Below are 15,480 nucleotides of genomic sequence, written 5' to 3' on the forward strand. Positions count from 1 at the left end.
CATGGGCGTGCAGGACCAGTTCAAGGACAAGGCCGAACAGCTCAAGAACCAGGCCAAGGAGGCCATGGGCAAGGCGAAGGACGAGGCGTCCGAGCGCGCCTCCCAGGGCCGCGACCGCTCCCAGGGCGCGCAGGACCGGGCCCAGCAGGAGGTCCAGGACCGCCGGCCCCAGGACCGCCGACCCCAGGGCCGCCAGGCCTGACGTCCGCCGGTTCGCACCGGAGGCGCACCCGGGAGACCGGGTGCGCCTTCGCGCGTTTTCGGCCACCGCCCACAACTCCCGCGCGCCCGCCGCCGGATCTCCGTACGGTGGCGCCCATGGCCGTACTCGAACGTCTGCGCCCCGACCACGCCCCCGCCCTGCTCGTGTTCGAGCGGGAGAACCGGGGCTACTTCGCCGCGTCCGTGCCCGACCGGGGCGACGCGTACTTCAGCGGGTTCGAGGAGCGGCACCGGGCGCTGCTCGACGAGCAGGAGACCGGGACGATCCACTTCCACGTGCTCCTGGGGGAGGGCGGGGAGGTCCTCGGGCGGTTCAACCTGGTCGACGTCGCCGACGGGGGCGCCGAGCTGGGCTACCGGGTCGCCGAGCGGGCCGCCGGGCGCGGGCTGGCGACGGCCGGGGTCCGGGAGGTGTGCCGGCTGGCCCGCGAGGAGTACGGGCTGAGCCGGCTGACCGCCGTCACGACCCTCGACAACGCGGGATCGAGGGCCGTGCTCGGGCGGGTCGGCTTCGGCGCGGTCGGCAGCGTGGTGCTGGACGGCCGGCCGGGCACGTCGTACGAGCTCGACCTGGCGTACGGGGTCGGGTAGGGCCTAGGGCCTGTCCGACCCTGATCCGCCGGACAGGCCCTGATCCCGCGGCCTCGGCGGGAGCTTCGGGCGGGAGCGGTCCGGGAGCTCCTCGTACGCCGGGGGGCTCGCCGCCGGGGTCTCCTCCAGGAGGGCGAGGGCGACGTGGACGGCGTCGTCGAGCTGGGCGTGGCGGCCCTCCGCCCAGTCCAGGGGAGTGCGCAGGATCGCGAGGTCGGGCTCGACGCCGTGGTTCTCCAGGGACCAGCCGTACTCGGGGAACCAGGCCGCGTTCATCGGCACCGTGATCTGCGTGCCGTCCCCGAGCCGGTGGCGGCCGGTCATGCCGACGACCCCGCCCCAGGTGCGCTGCCCGACGACCGGGCCGAGGCCCAGGAGCTTGAAGGCGGCGGTGATCATGTCGCCGTCGGAGGAGGTGGCCTCGTCGGCGAGGGCGACGACGGGGCCGCGCGGCGCGTTGGAGGCGTAGCTGACGGGCTGGGCGTTCCGCGTGAGGTCCCAGCCGAGGATCCGGCGGGTCAGCTTCTCGATGACCAGCTCGCTGATGTTGCCGCCCGCGTTGCCGCGCACGTCCACGATGAGGGCCGGCCGGGAGACCTCCATGCGCAGGTCGCGGTTGAACTGCGCCCAGCCGGAGCCGCCCATGTCGGGGATGTGGAGGTAGCCGCAGCGCCCGCCGCTGAGTTCGCGGACCACGGTCCGGCGCTTGGCGACCCAGTCCTGGTAGCGCAGCGGGCGCTCGTCGACGAGCGGGACGACGGCGACGCGGCGGGCGCGTCCCTCGCCCTCGGCGGGGGTGAAGGTCAGCTCGACGGTGGTGCCGCCGGTGCCGGAGAGCAGCGGGTACGGCCCGGCGACCGGGTCCACCGGCCGCCCGTCGACGTGGGTGAGGACGGCGCCCTCGCGGATGCCCGTACCGGCGAGCGGGGAGCGGGCCTTGGAGTCGGAGGACTCGCCGGGCAGGATCCGCTTCACCGTCCAGCCGGCCTCGCGGGGCACGAGGTTGGCGCCGAGCAGGCCCATGGGCCGCTGGTAGTGCGGCGGGCCCTCGTTGCGGCGGGCCGGGGTGACGTACGCGTGCGAGGTGCCCAGCTCGCCCATCACCTCGCGCAGCAGGTCGGCGAACTCGTCGGGGGAGGAGACCCGTTCGACCAGCGGCCGGTACTGGTCGAGGACCGCCGTCCAGTCCACCCCGCCCATGCCGGGCTCCCAGAAGTAGGCGCGGACGATCCGCCCGGCCTCGTCGAAGGCCTGCCGCCACTCGGCGCCCGGATCGACCTCGTGCAGGATGCGCCGCAGGTCCAGGTAGACGGTCGAGTCGCCGTCCCCGGCCTCGGTCGCGGGCACCGCCCGCAGCTCGCCCTCGTCCGCCACGACGAGCCGGGTGCCGTCGCCGCTGACCGCGAACCAGTCCAGGTCGGAGGCGAGTTCGCTCTTGCGGGCCTTGGTGATGGAGAAGTGCTCCAGGGTGGGGCGGCCCGAGGTGTCGGCCGGGTTGGCGAAGGTCTCGCCGAGCGCGCCCGAGATGGGCCAGCGCAGCCAGACCAGGCCGCCGCCGCTGACCGGGTGCAGCCCGGAGTACTTGGAGGCGGCCACCGGGAACGGCGTGACCCGCTCGGCGAGCCCCTCGATCTCCACCGTCACCGTGCCCTCCGCCGGCGCCGTGTCGTCGTCGGCCGGGTCCAGGCCGCCGGCCGCCGGGCGTCCGTCCGGGAGCAGCGCGAAGGGGGACGGGGTCGCGGAGGAGAGCGGCACGAGGTAGGGGCGGCAGCCCAGCGGGAACGACAGGTCGCCGGTGTGCACGTCGTACACCGGGTCGAAGCCGCGCCAGGAGAGGAAGGCGAGGTAGCGCCCGTCCCGGGTGAAGACCGGGTTCTCGTCCTCGAAGCGCCCGTTGGTGACGTCCACGACCGTGCGGGCGCCGGGGCCCGAGATCCGGGCCATCTTGATGGAGCGCAGGGAGCGGCCGATGCCGGGGTGGGACCAGGTCAGCCAGTCGCCGTCGGGGGAGAAGGCGAGGTCGCGGACGGGCCCGTTGACGGACCTGATCAGCTCGGTGACCTCGCCGTTCGTCTCCTCGCTCGCGTCCAGGAGGAGCAGCCGGCCGTCGTGGGAGGCGAGGGCGAGCCGCTCGCCGTCCGGGTCGGCGACCAGCTCCTCGACCCGGCCGAGGTCCCCGGAGGCGAGCCGGCGCGGCGGCCGGTCGCCGCTGGCGCGCGGCAGGTGGGCGACCTCGACGGCGTCCTCGCCGTCGGCGTCGGTGACGTACGCGACCTGGCCGCCGCTGCCGAGCATCTCGGGCAGCCGCACCCGGACGCCCGGGGAGTCGATGATCGTGCGGGCCGGGCCGTCGCGGTGCGTCAGCCAGTACAGGCTGCCCCGGACGGAGACGGCGCTGGCCCGGCCGGTCTCGTCCACGGAGAGGGAGTCGATGTGGTGGGCGGCCGGCACCTGGTAGCTCCGCCGTCCCACGCGCTGGCCGCCGAGCCGCACTTCGAGGCGGCGGGGCCGGGAGTCGGGGGTGAGGGCGTCCACGACCCACAGCTCGCCCGCGCACTGGTAGACGACCCGCCGCCCGTCGCTGGAGGCGTGCCGGGCGTAGAACTCGGCGTGGTCGGTGTGGCGGCGCAGGTCGGTGCCGTCGGGCCGGCAGGAGTACAGGTTGCCGACGCCCTCGTGGTCGGAGAGGAACGCGATCCGGCCCCCCACGGCCATCGGGCAGTCCAGGTGCCCGCCGATGTCGGGCAGCAGCCGCTTGCCGTGCAGCCAGAGGCGGCCGGTGGCGCCGCCCAGGTACCGCTTCCAGGCGGCGGGCTCGTGCGGCGGCTTGCCCGTCAGCAGCAGCGTGCAGCGCTCGCCGTCGTGGCCGGGGGCGGTGGTGTCGTCGGTGACCGTGATGTCGGAGACCGGGCCCCAGGGCAGCCGGCGGCCGGGGGTGCCGTCGGTGGGCACGGTGTAGGCCCAGGAGTAGTACGAGAAGGGCTGCCCGTGCGAGGAGACGGCGAGGATCTCGGAGCGGCCGTCCTTGTCGGGGGGCGTCCAGCCGCAGACCCGGGTGTCGGTCGACCCCCAGTAGGTGAGCCGCCGGGCGGCCCCGCCGTCGACCGGGACGAGCTGGATCTCGGGGTCGAGGCTGCGCCAGTTCGTGTACGCGATGTGGCGTCCGTCCGGCGAGAAGCGCGGGTGCCCGACCCGGGTCCGGTCGACGGTGAGGCGCCAGGCCCGGTCGGGGCGCTGCCCCTCGGGCGCGAGCGGGGCGATCCAGAGGTCGTCCTCGGCGGCGAAGCACAGCAGGTCGTCGTGGAGGTGCGGAAAGCGGAGATACGCGACGTCGTCACTCACCTCCCCATGCTTTCCGGGCGGAGGGGGCGTGGCAACTCGTACGTGTTTGCGGGCGGGCACGCGGGAGGGGCCCGGGTGTGGCCCAGGACACGTACGAAACGGTTTCGTTTCGCTGGGGGCGGGAGTATCTTCGTACTGTACGAAACCGTTTCGTTCGCACTCCGTCGACGCACCGGGCAGGAGACACGGCATGGCACGCAGCAGACTCACTCCCGAGCGGGAGTCCGAGCTGTACGCGGCCGTGCTCGACCTCCTCCGCGAGGTCGGCTACGACGCCCTCACCATGGACGCCGTCGCCGCCCGCACCCACTCCAGCAAGGCCACCCTCTACCGCCAGTGGGGGAGCAAGCCCGAGCTGGTCGCCCGGGCGCTGCGCGCCAACAAGCCGGCCGACCTCTCCGAGATCGACACCGGTTCGCTGCGCGGCGACTTCCGGGTCATGCTCGAACGGACCGACGACTGCCAGATGGAGAAGGACTCCGCGCTGATGCGGGGCCTGGCCCATGCCGTCCACGACAACCCCGACCTGCACCGGGCGCTGCGCGAACTCCTCATCGAACCCGAGATGAACGGTTTCGACGAAGTGCTGCGCCGAGCGGTCCGCAGGGGCGAGGTCGACGCCGCCAACCCGGCGCTGAAGCTCGTCCCGCACATGCTGATCGGAGCGTTCGTCGCCCGCCCGCTGATCGAGGATCAGCCGGTCGACCACGCGTTCCTCAGCGCCTACGTCGACGCCGTCGTGCTCCCCTCACTCGGCGTCTGAGCCCCACGGGACCTCCCCGGAGGCCCCCGGCACCACTCGCACCGCCCGCACCACCCTCTCCACCTGACGTCGCGCCGCTCACGCCGTCGGGCCGGCTCCCCATGCCCCTGTCCCTCAACACCGGGAGTACGCCCCCGTGGCCACGTTCCTGTACAAGCTCGGCCGTTCCGCCTTCCGGCGCCGACGGCTCGTCGCCCTCCTCTGGGTGGCGCTCCTCGCGCTCGCCGGCGTCGGCGCCGCGACCGCGCCCGCCGCCACCTCCAGCTCCTTCTCGATCCCCGGCACCGAGGCCCAGCGCGCCTTCGACCTGCTCGAAGAGCGGTTCCCGGGCGCCGGGGCCGACGGGGCCACCGCCCGCGTCGTCTTCAAGGCCCCCGAGGGCCAGAAGGTGACCGACCCGGCGCACAAGGCCGTCGTCGAGGAGACCGTCGCCGCGCTGAAGTCGGGCTCGGACCAGATCGTCTCGGTCGCCGACCCGTACACCACGCGGGCCGTCTCCCAGGACGCCTCCACCGCCTACGTCTCCGTCGCGTACAAGGTCAACGCCATGGAGCTGACCGACGCGACGCGCGAGGCCCTGAAGGAGGCCGGGCACCAGGCGCAGGGCAAGGGCCTGACGGTCGAGGTCGGCGGCGACGCCCTCCAGACCATGCCCGAGACCGGCGCGGGCGAGATCGTCGGCGTGGTCATCGCCGGCATCGTGCTCGTCATCACCTTCGGCTCGCTCGTCGCCGCCGGACTCCCGCTGCTCACCGCGATCATCGGCGTCGGCATCGGCGTCTCCTCGATCGCGGCGCTCGCGAACGTCCTCGACCTCGGCTCCACCACCTCCACCCTCGCGATGATGATCGGCCTCGCGGTCGGCATCGACTACGCCCTCTTCATCGTCTCCCGCTACCGCGCGGAGCTGGCCGAGGGCCGGGACAAGGAGGAGGCCGCGGGCCGCGCGACCGGCACCGCCGGTTCCGCCGTCGTCTTCGCCGGGCTCACCGTCGTCATCGCCCTCGTCGGCCTGGCCGTCGTCAACATCCCGATGCTGACGAAGATGGGCTTCGCCGCCGCCGGCACGGTCGTCATCGCCGTCCTCATCGCGCTCACCCTGATCCCGGCCCTGCTCGGCTTCGCCGGCGACAAGGTCGTGGGCCGCAAGCAGCGCAAGGGCGCGGCGTCCGGAGACGGCAAGGCCGGCCAGGAGGAGAAGCCGAACGGCGGCACCCGCTGGGCCCGGTTCGTCATCCGCCGCCCCGTGCTCGTGCTCCTCGTCGGCGTCCTCGGCCTCGGCGCGATCGCGGTGCCCGCCGCCTCCCTGGAGATGGGCCTGCCGGACGACGGCGTGAAGCCGGTCTCCACCACCGAGCGCCGGGCGTACGACATGCTGTCCGACGGCTTCGGCCCCGGCTTCAACGGCCCGCTGCTCGTCGTCGTCGACGGGGACGGGGCCGCCGCCGACAAGACGGTCTCCGCGATCAAGAAGCTCGAAGGCTGGGCCGCCGTCACCCCGGCGACCCCGAACAAGGCCGGCGACGCCGCGATGATCACGGTGGTCCCGAAGGACCGCCCGTCCTCCGCCGCCACCGAGAACCTGGTCCACGACATCCGCGACGCCACCGGCGACGACGTCCTCGTCACCGGCGCCACCGCGATGAACATCGACTTCTCGCAGAAGATGAACGACGCCCTGGTGCCCTACCTGGCCCTCGTCGTCGGCCTCGCCTTCCTCCTCCTGACCCTGGTCTTCCGCTCGGTCCTCGTCCCCCTGAAGGCGGCCCTCGGCTTCCTGCTCTCGGTGGTCGCGGCCCTCGGCGCGGTCGTCGCGGTCTTCCAGTGGGGCTGGCTCGGAAGCCTCTTCGGGGTCGAGCAGACCGGCCCGATCATGTCGATGATGCCGATCTTCATGGTGGGCGTCGTCTTCGGCCTCGCGATGGACTACGAGGTCTTCCTCGTCACCCGGATGCGGGAGGCGTACGTGCACGGCGAGCGTCCCGGCGAGGCGATCGTGACCGGCTTCCGGCACAGCGCCCGGGTGGTCACCGCCGCCGCGGTGATCATGATCGCGGTCTTCTCCGGCTTCATCGGGATGACCGACCAGATGATCAAGATGATCGGCTTCGGCCTGGCCGTCGCGGTCCTCTTCGACGCCTTCGTGGTCCGCATGGCGATCGTCCCGGCCGTCCTCGCGCTGCTCGGCCACAAGGCCTGGTGGCTGCCGAAGTGGCTGGACCGGGCCCTGCCGAACGTGGACGTGGAGGGCGAGGGACTCGCCGCGCACGTCGGCGGAACCGGCTCGGAGGAGAAGCCGGACCTCGTGAAGGTCTGAGTCCGGCCGGGTGAGGGCCTGAGTCCGGCCTCGTGAAGGTCTGAATCCGGCCGGGTGAGGGCCTGAGTCCGGCCTAGTGAAGGTCTGAGTCCGACCGGGTCCTGTGCCCGACGCCGTCGGCGTGTCGCCCGTCAGCGGCGCGCCGACGGCGTTCGCGTGCCCGGGCCCGGGGTGCGGGAGGTGGCGGAGGGCCCGGAGGAGTACGTGTGGCGCAGGAACCGGGCCAGGGCGGCGGTGTCGAACTGGACCACCTCCACCCCCTCCTCCGTGTGGAACTCCACCACCGTCTGCACCCGGCCGCAGGGCCAGACGCCGATGTCGCCGCGGCGGGTCGGGGTCCGCAGGCCCGTCTCCAGGAGGGCGCGCGGGAAGGACCACTCGACGGCGCCGGGGAAGACGAAGCGGACGGTCGCCGGGGAGTAGCCGGGGTCGTAGCGCAGGGCCACCGGGACGGGCCGCGAGAGCGGGGCGTCGCTGATGATCCGACCCTTGGCACGGTCGTCGACGGCGGGGGCGGGTGCGGTGGCCATCGGTGGCTCCTGACTTTTGTCCTCTTATAAGCCAATGTGGCACTCCTTCCCCGTGATCGCACGGCTCATGCGGGGAAAGGTGCGGCCATGATGTGACCCATGCGCTCTTGCAAGGCCTTCGCAGGAACGCCCATCATTCCGACGTGCATGTACCTGACGGATTCATCAACGCCCCCGTATCGGCCGTCGCCGGTGTCGTCGCCGCCGGCGCCGTCGCCGTCAGCCTGCGCGGAGCCCGCCGCGAGCTTGGGGGCACCTCCCGTGCCGAAGGCTACGGAGGAGAGCGGACGGCGCCGCTCGCCGGGCTCGTCGCGGCCTTCGTCTTCGCCGTCCAGATGCTGAACTTCCCGGTCGCCGCCGGGACCAGCGGACACCTCCTCGGCGGCGCGCTCGCCGCGATACTCGTCGGCCCCTGGACCGGCGTCCTGTGCATATCGGTCGTCCTGCTCATGCAGGGCGTCCTCTTCGCGGACGGCGGCCTCACCGCGCTCGGCGTGAACATCGACGTCATGGGCGTCGTCACCGTCGTCGTGGCCTACGCGCTCTTCCGGGGCCTCGTCCTGGTCCTGCCGCGCACCCGCCGCTCGGTGACCGCCGCCTCCTTCGCCGCCGCGCTCGTCTCCGTACCGGCCGCGGCCGCCGCCTTCACCCTGATCTACGCGATCGGCGGCACCACCGACGTCCCCGTCGGCAAGGTCCTCACCGCGATGGTCGGCGTGCACGTCCTCATCGGGATCGGCGAGGCCGTCATCACCATGCTGACCGTCGGCGCGGTCCTCGCCGTCCGCCCCGACCTGGTGTACGGCGCGCGCGGCCTGACCGCCCCGCTCAAGCTCCGGGTGGGCGGCGAACTGGTCGACGCCGAGCCCGCCGCCCCGGCCGCTCCCGCCCAGGGCTCTCCCGGGAAGCTGTGGATCGGCGGCGTCGTCACCGCCCTCGTCCTCGCCGGCTTCGTCTCCTTCTACGCCTCCGCCAGCCCCGACGGCCTGGAGAAGGTCGCCGCCGACAAGGGCATCGACGCCAAGGCCGAGGAGTACGAGCACGCCACCGCCGACTCCCCGCTCGCCGACTACGGCGTCCGGGGCATCGCCGCCGAACGCCTCTCCGGCGGCCTCGCCGGCGTCATCGGCGTGGGCGCCACCCTGGCCGTCGGCACCGGCGTCTTCCTGGTCGTCCGCCGCCGGCGCGCCGCCGCACCGGAAAGCGTCTGACATGGGTGCGGGCCACGCCCACAAGCTCTACCGGCACGGGCACTCGCCGGTCCACGGGCTGCCCCCGCACACCAAGCTCGTCGCCGTCCTCGGCTTCGTCGTGGCCGTCGTCTCGACGCCCCGCGAGGCCGTCTGGGCCTTCGCCGCGTACGCCGCGCTCCTCGCGGCCGTGGCGGCGAAGGCCCGGATCCCGGCCGGCTTCCTGCTCAAGCGGCTCCTCGTCGAGGTGCCGTTCGTCGCGTTCGCGCTGCTCATGCCGTTCGTCGTGCCCGGCGAGCGGACCGAGGTCCTCGGGATCTCCCTGAGCGTCCCCGGCCTGTGGGGCGCCTGGAACGTCCTCGCCAAGGGCACCCTCGGCGTCGCCGCCTCCGTGCTCCTCGCCGCCACGACCGAACTGCGCTCCCTGCTCCTCGGCCTCCAGCGGCTGAAGCTGCCGCCGCTGCTCGTCCAGATCGCCTCCTTCATGATCCGGTACGGCGACGTCATCACCGACGAGATGCGCCGCATGTCCGTCGCCCGCCGCTCGCGCGGCTTCGAGGCGCGGGGCGTGCGCCACTGGGGCGTCCTCGCCAAGTCCGCGGGCGCGCTCTTCATCCGCTCGTACGAGCGCGGGGAACGGGTCCACCTGGCCATGGTCAGCCGCGGCTACACCGGCACGATCCCGGTGCTCGACGAGGTGACCGCCACCCGCGCCCAGTGGGCGCGCGCCGCCGCGCTGCCGCTGACCGCCCTCCTGATCTGCCTCCTGGGACGGACCCTGTGACCACTCCCCCCTCCCTCGACGTCCGCGGCCTCGCGTACGCCTACCCCGACGGCCACCAGGCCCTCTTCGGGGTGGACCTGACCGTCGGGCGCGGTGAGCGGGTCGCCCTGCTCGGCCCCAACGGCGCCGGCAAGACCACCCTCGTCCTCCACCTCAACGGCATCCTCACCGGCGGCGCGGGCACCGTCACCGTCGCCGGGCTCCCGGTCGGCCGCGCCCACATGGCCGAGATCCGCCGCAGGGTCGGCATCGTCTTCCAGGACCCCGACGACCAGCTCTTCATGCCGACCGTCCGCGAGGACGTCGCCTTCGGACCGGCCGCCGCCGGGCTGCGCGGCGCCGAGCTGGACGCCGTGGTGCGGCGGGCCCTGGAGCGGGTCGGGATGGCGGAGTACGCCGACCGGCCGCCGCACCACCTCTCCTTCGGACAGCGCCGCCGGGTCGCCGTGGCGACCGTCCTCGCCATGGAGCCGGAGATCCTCGTCCTCGACGAGCCGTCCTCCAACCTCGACCCGGCCTCGCGCCGCGAGCTCGCGGACGTCCTGCGCTCCCTGGACGTCACCGTCCTGATGGTCACCCACGACCTCCCGTACGCCCTGGAGCTCTGCCCGCGCGCGGTGGTCCTCAGCGAGGGCGTCATCGCCGCCGACGGGCCGACCGGCGAACTCCTCGCGGACGAGGAGCTGATGGCGCGGCACCGCCTGGAGCTGCCGTTCGGCTTCGTGCCGCGGTCGGTGGTCTGAGGGCCCCGGAATCGGTCCTGCCCTCGCCGCGTTGCACCATGGAGGGTCGGAACGGGGCAAGAGGAGGAGCGGGAACGTGGACGTCCGGGGCACGGTGGCGGCGGGCTGGGAGCCCGTCAGGGACGCGTTCCTGCGCAACTTCGAGCAGCGCGGCGAGCGCGGGGCGGCCGTCGCCGTCCACCGGGACGGCGTGAAGGTCGTCGACCTGTGGGCGGGCAGCCGCGACGTGGACGGCGAGGACCCCTGGACCGAGGACACCGCCCAGGTCGTCCGCTCGGCCACCAAGGGCGTCGCCGCCGCCGTGCCGCTGCTCCTGCACCAGCGCGGCCTGCTCGACCCGGACGCCCCCGTGGCGACGTACTGGCCCGAGTTCAAGGCGGCCGGCAAGGACCGCGCGACCGTGCGGGACCTGCTCGCGCACCGGGCCGGCGTCCCCGTCCTGGACCGGCCGCTCACCCTCGCCGAGGCCGTCGACCTGCCGACGGCGACGGCCGCCGTCGCCGCCCAGGCCCCCGTCTGGGAGCCCGGCACCGACCACGGCTACCACGCCCACACCTTCAGCTGGCTGCTCTCCGGCCTGGTCCACCGGGTCACCGGCCGGACGATCGGCCGCTGGGTGGCGGAGGAGATCGCCGGCCCGCTCGGCCTCGACCTGTGGATCGGGCTCCCCGAGGCGGAGGCCCACCGGGTCGGCCGCATCGGCCCCGTCGAGGAGGTCGAACCGGCCGGGAGCGGCGCGCTCCGGCTCCGCCCCAAGCGCGCGGTCACCGAGGCCTACCGGGACCCCGGCTCCCTCACCCGCCGCGCCTTCGGCGTCATCGACCCGAAGCCCGACGAGAACGACCCGGTCTACCGGGCCGCCGAACTCCCCGGCTCGGCCGGCGTCGCCACCGCCCGCGCGCTCTCCCGCTTCTACGCCGCCGCCCTCGGCCCCGTCGACGGCGCCGACCGCCTCTTCGCCCCGGCGACCCTCACCCTCGCCCGTACCGAGGAGTCGGCGGGCACGGACCGCGTGCTGCTCGTCGGCACCCGCTTCGGCCTCGGGCACATGCTGCACGGCCCGGCCTCGCCGCTCCTCGGCCCGTCCTCCTTCGGACACCCGGGCCGGGGCGGCTCCCTGGGCTTCGCGGACCCCGACTCCGGGATCGCCTTCGGGTACGTCACCAACGGCATGCGGAAGACGGTCACGGCGGACCCGCGCGCCCAGGCGCTCGTACGGGCGGTGGGGGCGGTGGCGGGCGTAGGGTCGACCCGTCAGGTGACGAGGGCGAGTTGAGACGAGGAGCGGGAGCATGAGCGTGGAGACGGCGGGAACCGGGGAGACGGCGGCCGGGGGCGGCACCCACGCCGCGTACGAGAAGCTGATCGCCCTGCTCGACGAGCGCGGGGCCGCCTACCGGGTGCTCGAACACGCCCCGGAGGGCGCCACCGAGGCGGTCAGCGCGCTGCGGGGCAACACGCTCGCGCAGGCGGCCAAGTGCATCATCGCGATGGTCAAGATCGGCAAGAAGGAGAAGCGGTTCGCGCTGGCCGTCGTCCCCGGCGACCGCCGGATCGACCTCGCGGCGGTGAAGGCGCTGTACGGCGGCACGTACGTCTCCTTCGCCTCCCCGGAGATCGCGGAGGAGCTCGCGGGCTCCCCGAGCGGCACCATCCTGCCCTTCGCCTTCGACGAGCGCCTCGAACTGATCGTGGACCCGGACCTGCTGGCCCACCCGGAGATCTACTTCAACGCGGCCCGGCTCGACCGCTCGCTCGCCCTCTCCACCGAGGACTACCGGGCGATCGCCGAGCCGCGCGTGGAGCGGGTCTCGACGGCCTGAGGCCCCCTCAGGCGGCCGACGGCGTCAGTGCGAGCACCATCCCGAGGCCGACGAGCACGGCGCCGATGGCCTTGTTGAGCACGGTCTGGCGCCGCAGCAGCCGGGTCCGCAGGCTCTGCTGGGAGAACAGCAGCGCGGCGAGCGAGAACCACACCAGGTGCGCGAGCGACATGAACAGGCCGTAGCCGATCTGCTGGGGCACGGGGGTGTCGGCGCTGACGACCTGGGTGTAGGTGCTCAGGACGAACAGCATCGTCTTCGGGTTGAGCGCGTTCGTCAGGAAGCCGGTGCGCAGCGCGCCCGCCTTCGACAGGGTCTCGCCGTCCGACAGGTCGACGTCCACCTTGGCCTTGGTGACGAAGGTCTTGTACCCGATGTACACCAGGTACGCGGCGCCGATCAGCTTCATCGCGGTGAAGAGCGCCGGGCTCCGGGACACCAGGAGCCCGACGCCCAGCATGGTGTACGTGACGTGGACCAGGACGCCGAGGGCGATGCCGACGGCGGCGAGGACCCCGGCGGTCCGCCCGTACAGATAGCTGTTGCGGACGGTCATCGCGAAGTCCGCGCCGGGACTGATGACGGCCAGGACGGTGATGACCGCCACGGCGATGAGCTGACCCATGTTCCCGTCGTTCCCGTCTTCTCGTTCGGGCCGGGACGGTACGGATCCGCGCCGGACTCCGGGGATTGCGACAGTAGATGATCTCCGGCGCGTCGCGCGAGGCCTTTCGAACGTTCCTCTGGTGCGGACGCCGCGGTCGGTGCTGTGATCGGCCCATGGAGCACATGAAGCACGTGGAGCGCACGGAGCAGGCGGGGCGCACGGAGCAGGTGGGGCGCACGGAGCAGGTGGGGCGCATGGATCTCGGGAAACGGCTCGACGGGTACGGGGTACTGGTCACGGGCGCGGCGCGCGGCATCGGCGCGGCGACCGCGCGGCGCCTCGCGGCGGAGGGCGCGCGGGTCCTCGTCACGGACGTGGACGAGGAGGCGGCCCGGGCGACGGCGGCGGAGCTGCCGGGAGCGGAGTCCGTACGCTGCGACGTGTCCGACCAGGGCTCGGTGGACGCGGCCGTGGCGTACGCGGTGGAGGCCTTCGGCGGCCTCGACGTCCTCGTGAACAACGCGCTCGGGCCCGTGGTCCCCGACCGGGACCGCTTCGAGGACGAGCCGGACGAGGGCTGGGCCGTCCAGCACGAGGTCACGTTCATGGGGGCGGTGCGCTGCGCGCGGGCGGCGCTGCCGCACCTGGCGGCGGCGGGCGGGCGCGGGGCGATCGTCATGATCGGGTCGGTCAACGCGGAGGCGGACTTCGGCAACCACGCGTACAGCGCCGCCAAGGCCGGACTCGCCTCCTTCACCCGCACCCTGGCGGGGGACGCGGCGGCGCGCGGGGTCCGGGTCAACCAGGTCAACCCGGGCACGATCGCGACCAGGGCGTGGGAGGGCCGGGAGGCCGGGCTCGCCGCCCTCGCCGAGCGGGTCTACCCGCTGGGCCGCGTCGGCACCCCCGAGGACATCGCCGCCGCCGTCGCCTTCCTCGCCTCCCCGGACGCCTCCTGGGTCACCGGCACGGTCCTCCGCGTCGACGGCGGACTCCTCGCGGTGAACCGGCACTTCAGGGAGGTGCTGGGGGACTGAGGGGACCGGTCTCCCTCCACCGGACGGCACGGCGCCCGGGTCGGCGGGCGAGAACGGGCCCGTGTGAAAACGCTCTTACCGAGCAGGCGAAGAAGAGGAGAAGCGGGGAAACGGACGAAGAGAGGACGCGATGAGCACCATCCAACGGCCGGTCCACGGCAGCGCCGCCGACGCGTCGGTGGGCGACCTCGTCTCGCGGGCGTCGCAGCAGATCTCGGAGCTGGTCCGCGACGAGATGCGGCTCGCCCGGGCGGAGATGACCGAGAAGGGCAAGCGCTACGGCGTGGGCGGCGGCCTGTTCGGGGGCGCCGGTCTGGTCGGCGTCCTGGCCGCGCAGGCCCTCGTCGTCGCCGTGATCGCGGCCCTCGCCCTGGTCCTCCCGGTCTGGGCGTCGGCCCTGATCGTCGCCGCCCTGCTCGCTGCGGGCGCGGCGGGCATGGCCGCGGCCGGGAAGAAGCAGATCGACGAGGCGGGCGCGCCGGCCCCGGAGCAGACCATCGACAACGTCAAGGCCGACGTGGCCGAGATCAAGGAGAGGGCCCACCGATGAACCACCGGACGCAGGGCGACAAGACCGCGAACGACCTCGGGGAACTGCGCGAGCAGGCCGAGCACACCCGCGACGAACTCGGGCGCACGGTGGAGGCTTTGGCGGCCAAGGCGGACGTCAAGGCACAGGCCGGGGAGAAGGTGGCCGAGGTGCGCGAGAAGGCGGCGGTCGCGACCGAGCGGGCCAAGGAGAAGGCGGTGGTCGCCGCGGACCTGGTCAAGGAGAAGACGGCGGTCGTCACCGACCGGGCCAAGGAGAAGGCGACGCAGGCCGCCGACCTGGTGCAGGAGAAGACCCCCGACCCGGTCCTGGAGAGGGCCGAGGCGGTCGCGCACAAGGCGAAGGCCAACAGGACCCCGCTGGTCGCCGCGACCGCGGCCGTGGCCGGTTTCCTGCTCGTGCGCCGGATCATCCGGGGCCGCCGCGGGCGCCGCTGACGGCGCGCCGCCGAGGAACGCCGGCACCGTGCCCCGGCCCCGGGTGGGATACCTCCCCGGGGCCGGGGCACACGGGTTCCATGAACGGACACCATGCGCGCCCCGGCAGCACCATGTTCGGCTCAGTCCTCGCCCCCTCGCCCGACCGCCCCGCGGCCAGGCACTCACGACCGGGCAGGTTGGCGACCCGCCTCCGCCGCCGGTTCCTGGCGTACGGGGCGGTCGAGTTCCTCTCCACGCACGTCCCGGACGACCCGGGCCCGGGGGAGGAGCGCCTGCTCCTGGTCCACGCCCGCCAGGTCGTCGGGCAGGTCCACTACCGGATGTGCGCGCGGTGCGCCCGGGGCGTCATCACCGACGTCGCCCTCGACGAGCGCTTCCGCGGCAGCGGCCTGGGCACCCGGGCCCTCTCCCACCTCCGGGCCCGCCACCCGGGAACCGCCTGGCACAGCACCCTGACCCTCCGCGCCACCCGCGACCTCCTGCGGCGCATGCGCATCCCGACGACGGGCCCGGGACCGCTCTGCGCCCACGCGTGACGCAC

16 protein-coding genes are annotated in these 15,480 nt (G+C 73.8%); 13 read left to right on the forward strand and 3 right to left on the reverse strand.

Annotated elements, in window-relative coordinates:
- The first annotated feature begins 1 nt into the window (after position 1).
- Both ACWGSR_RS14835 and ACWGSR_RS14840 read left to right on the forward strand, forming a co-directional pair.
- Positions 2–202 (forward strand): hypothetical protein, encoded by a 201-nt coding sequence (locus tag ACWGSR_RS14835; RefSeq protein ID WP_376239262.1) that lies wholly within the window; start codon positions 2–4, stop codon positions 200–202.
- Between the two features lie 116 nt (positions 203–318).
- Positions 319–813 (forward strand): GNAT family N-acetyltransferase, encoded by a 495-nt coding sequence (locus tag ACWGSR_RS14840; protein WP_453566630.1) that lies wholly within the window; start codon positions 319–321, stop codon positions 811–813.
- 3 nt (positions 814–816) lie between these two features.
- Here ACWGSR_RS14840 and ACWGSR_RS14845 read toward each other — a convergent pair whose 3' ends face one another.
- Positions 817–4,155 carry a S41 family peptidase gene (locus ACWGSR_RS14845; RefSeq protein WP_453566632.1) on the reverse strand — a complete coding sequence of 1,113 codons (3,339 nt, stop codon included), beginning with the start codon at positions 4,153–4,155 and terminating at the stop codon, positions 817–819.
- Positions 4,156–4,345: 190 nt separating this feature from the next.
- Here ACWGSR_RS14845 and ACWGSR_RS14850 point away from each other — a divergent pair, with 190 nt between their 5' ends.
- A complete protein-coding gene (locus ACWGSR_RS14850; protein ID WP_376239251.1) occupies positions 4,346–4,918 on the forward strand; it encodes a TetR/AcrR family transcriptional regulator in 573 nt (190 codons plus the stop codon).
- A 136-nt stretch (positions 4,919–5,054) separates the two neighbouring features.
- Positions 5,055–7,235, forward strand: coding sequence for an MMPL family transporter (locus ACWGSR_RS14855; protein ID WP_453566635.1), 2,181 nt, complete (start codon positions 5,055–5,057; stop codon positions 7,233–7,235).
- A gap of 131 nt (positions 7,236–7,366) precedes the next feature.
- On the opposite strand, the gene ACWGSR_RS14860 is transcribed toward ACWGSR_RS14855, so the two are convergent.
- Positions 7,367–7,765: an SsgA family sporulation/cell division regulator gene (locus ACWGSR_RS14860; protein ID WP_376239247.1), complete on the reverse strand. Its 399-nt coding sequence runs from the start codon at positions 7,763–7,765 to the stop codon at positions 7,367–7,369.
- A 143-nt stretch (positions 7,766–7,908) separates the two neighbouring features.
- Between ACWGSR_RS14860 and ACWGSR_RS14865 the strand changes: the two genes are divergently transcribed.
- The 5 genes from ACWGSR_RS14865 (at position 7,909) to ACWGSR_RS14885 (ending at position 12,305) form a co-directional block, all read left to right on the forward strand.
- Positions 7,909–8,976, forward strand: coding sequence for an energy-coupling factor ABC transporter permease (locus ACWGSR_RS14865; protein WP_453566637.1), 1,068 nt, complete (start codon positions 7,909–7,911; stop codon positions 8,974–8,976).
- A gap of 1 nt (position 8,977) precedes the next feature.
- Entirely contained in the window at positions 8,978–9,739 is a 762-nt protein-coding gene (gene cbiQ, locus ACWGSR_RS14870; RefSeq protein WP_376239241.1) for a cobalt ECF transporter T component CbiQ, read from the forward strand.
- Positions 9,736–10,482 (forward strand): energy-coupling factor ABC transporter ATP-binding protein, encoded by a 747-nt coding sequence (locus ACWGSR_RS14875; RefSeq protein WP_383156441.1) that lies wholly within the window; start codon positions 9,736–9,738, stop codon positions 10,480–10,482. The genes cbiQ and ACWGSR_RS14875 overlap by 4 nt, the downstream gene beginning before the upstream one ends.
- A 76-nt stretch (positions 10,483–10,558) precedes the next feature.
- Entirely contained in the window at positions 10,559–11,758 is a 1,200-nt protein-coding gene (locus tag ACWGSR_RS14880; RefSeq protein ID WP_453566640.1) for a serine hydrolase domain-containing protein, read from the forward strand.
- Positions 11,759–11,774: 16 nt separating this feature from the next.
- On the forward strand, positions 11,775–12,305 hold the full coding sequence (locus tag ACWGSR_RS14885) for a YbaK/EbsC family protein (protein WP_453566641.1): 531 nt from the start codon (positions 11,775–11,777) through the stop codon (positions 12,303–12,305).
- A 7-nt stretch (positions 12,306–12,312) separates the two neighbouring features.
- Here the strand turns inward: ACWGSR_RS14885 and ACWGSR_RS14890 are convergent, their stop codons facing one another.
- Positions 12,313–12,930: a LysE family translocator gene (locus ACWGSR_RS14890; RefSeq protein WP_453566643.1), complete on the reverse strand. Its 618-nt coding sequence runs from the start codon at positions 12,928–12,930 to the stop codon at positions 12,313–12,315.
- Positions 12,931–13,166: 236 nt separating this feature from the next.
- On the opposite strand from ACWGSR_RS14890, the gene ACWGSR_RS14895 reads away from it, so the two are divergent.
- The 4 genes from ACWGSR_RS14895 to ACWGSR_RS14910 all read left to right on the forward strand — a co-directional run bounded on the left by ACWGSR_RS14895 (position 13,167) and on the right by ACWGSR_RS14910 (position 15,475).
- Positions 13,167–13,949 (forward strand): SDR family NAD(P)-dependent oxidoreductase, encoded by a 783-nt coding sequence (locus ACWGSR_RS14895; RefSeq protein ID WP_376239344.1) that lies wholly within the window; start codon positions 13,167–13,169, stop codon positions 13,947–13,949.
- Positions 13,950–14,079: 130 nt separating this feature from the next.
- A complete protein-coding gene (locus ACWGSR_RS14900; RefSeq protein WP_383360745.1) occupies positions 14,080–14,499 on the forward strand; it encodes a phage holin family protein in 420 nt (139 codons plus the stop codon).
- The gene (locus tag ACWGSR_RS14905; protein ID WP_453566645.1) at positions 14,496–14,936 is read left to right on the forward strand and encodes a DUF3618 domain-containing protein; all 441 of its coding nucleotides are present in this window, start codon (positions 14,496–14,498) and stop codon (positions 14,934–14,936) included. Before ACWGSR_RS14900 ends, ACWGSR_RS14905 begins: the two co-directional genes overlap by 4 nt.
- A 179-nt stretch (positions 14,937–15,115) precedes the next feature.
- Positions 15,116–15,475, forward strand: a complete 360-nt coding sequence (locus ACWGSR_RS14910; RefSeq protein WP_376239223.1) for a GNAT family N-acetyltransferase — start codon at positions 15,116–15,118, stop codon at positions 15,473–15,475.
- The last annotated feature ends 5 nt before the right edge of the window (positions 15,476–15,480 follow it).

The organism is Streptomyces sp. NPDC055632, from assembly GCF_053618675.1.

Coding starts and splice junctions, on each gene's coding strand:
- ACWGSR_RS14900 (WP_383360745.1), top strand. CDS start 14,080: ATGAGCACCATCCAACGGCCGGTCCACGGCAGCGCCGCCGACGCGTCG.
- ACWGSR_RS14835 (WP_376239262.1), top strand. CDS start 2: ATGGGCGTGCAGGACCAGTTCAAGGACAAGGCCGAACAGCTCAAGAAC.
- ACWGSR_RS14890 (WP_453566643.1), bottom strand. CDS start 12,930: ATGGGTCAGCTCATCGCCGTGGCGGTCATCACCGTCCTGGCCGTCATC.
- ACWGSR_RS14905 (WP_453566645.1), top strand. CDS start 14,496: ATGAACCACCGGACGCAGGGCGACAAGACCGCGAACGACCTCGGGGAA.
- cbiQ (WP_376239241.1), top strand. CDS start 8,978: ATGGGTGCGGGCCACGCCCACAAGCTCTACCGGCACGGGCACTCGCCG.
- ACWGSR_RS14850 (WP_376239251.1), top strand. CDS start 4,346: ATGGCACGCAGCAGACTCACTCCCGAGCGGGAGTCCGAGCTGTACGCG.
- ACWGSR_RS14840 (WP_453566630.1), top strand. CDS start 319: ATGGCCGTACTCGAACGTCTGCGCCCCGACCACGCCCCCGCCCTGCTC.
- ACWGSR_RS14860 (WP_376239247.1), bottom strand. CDS start 7,765: ATGGCCACCGCACCCGCCCCCGCCGTCGACGACCGTGCCAAGGGTCGG.
- ACWGSR_RS14895 (WP_376239344.1), top strand. CDS start 13,167: ATGGATCTCGGGAAACGGCTCGACGGGTACGGGGTACTGGTCACGGGC.
- ACWGSR_RS14885 (WP_453566641.1), top strand. CDS start 11,775: ATGAGCGTGGAGACGGCGGGAACCGGGGAGACGGCGGCCGGGGGCGGC.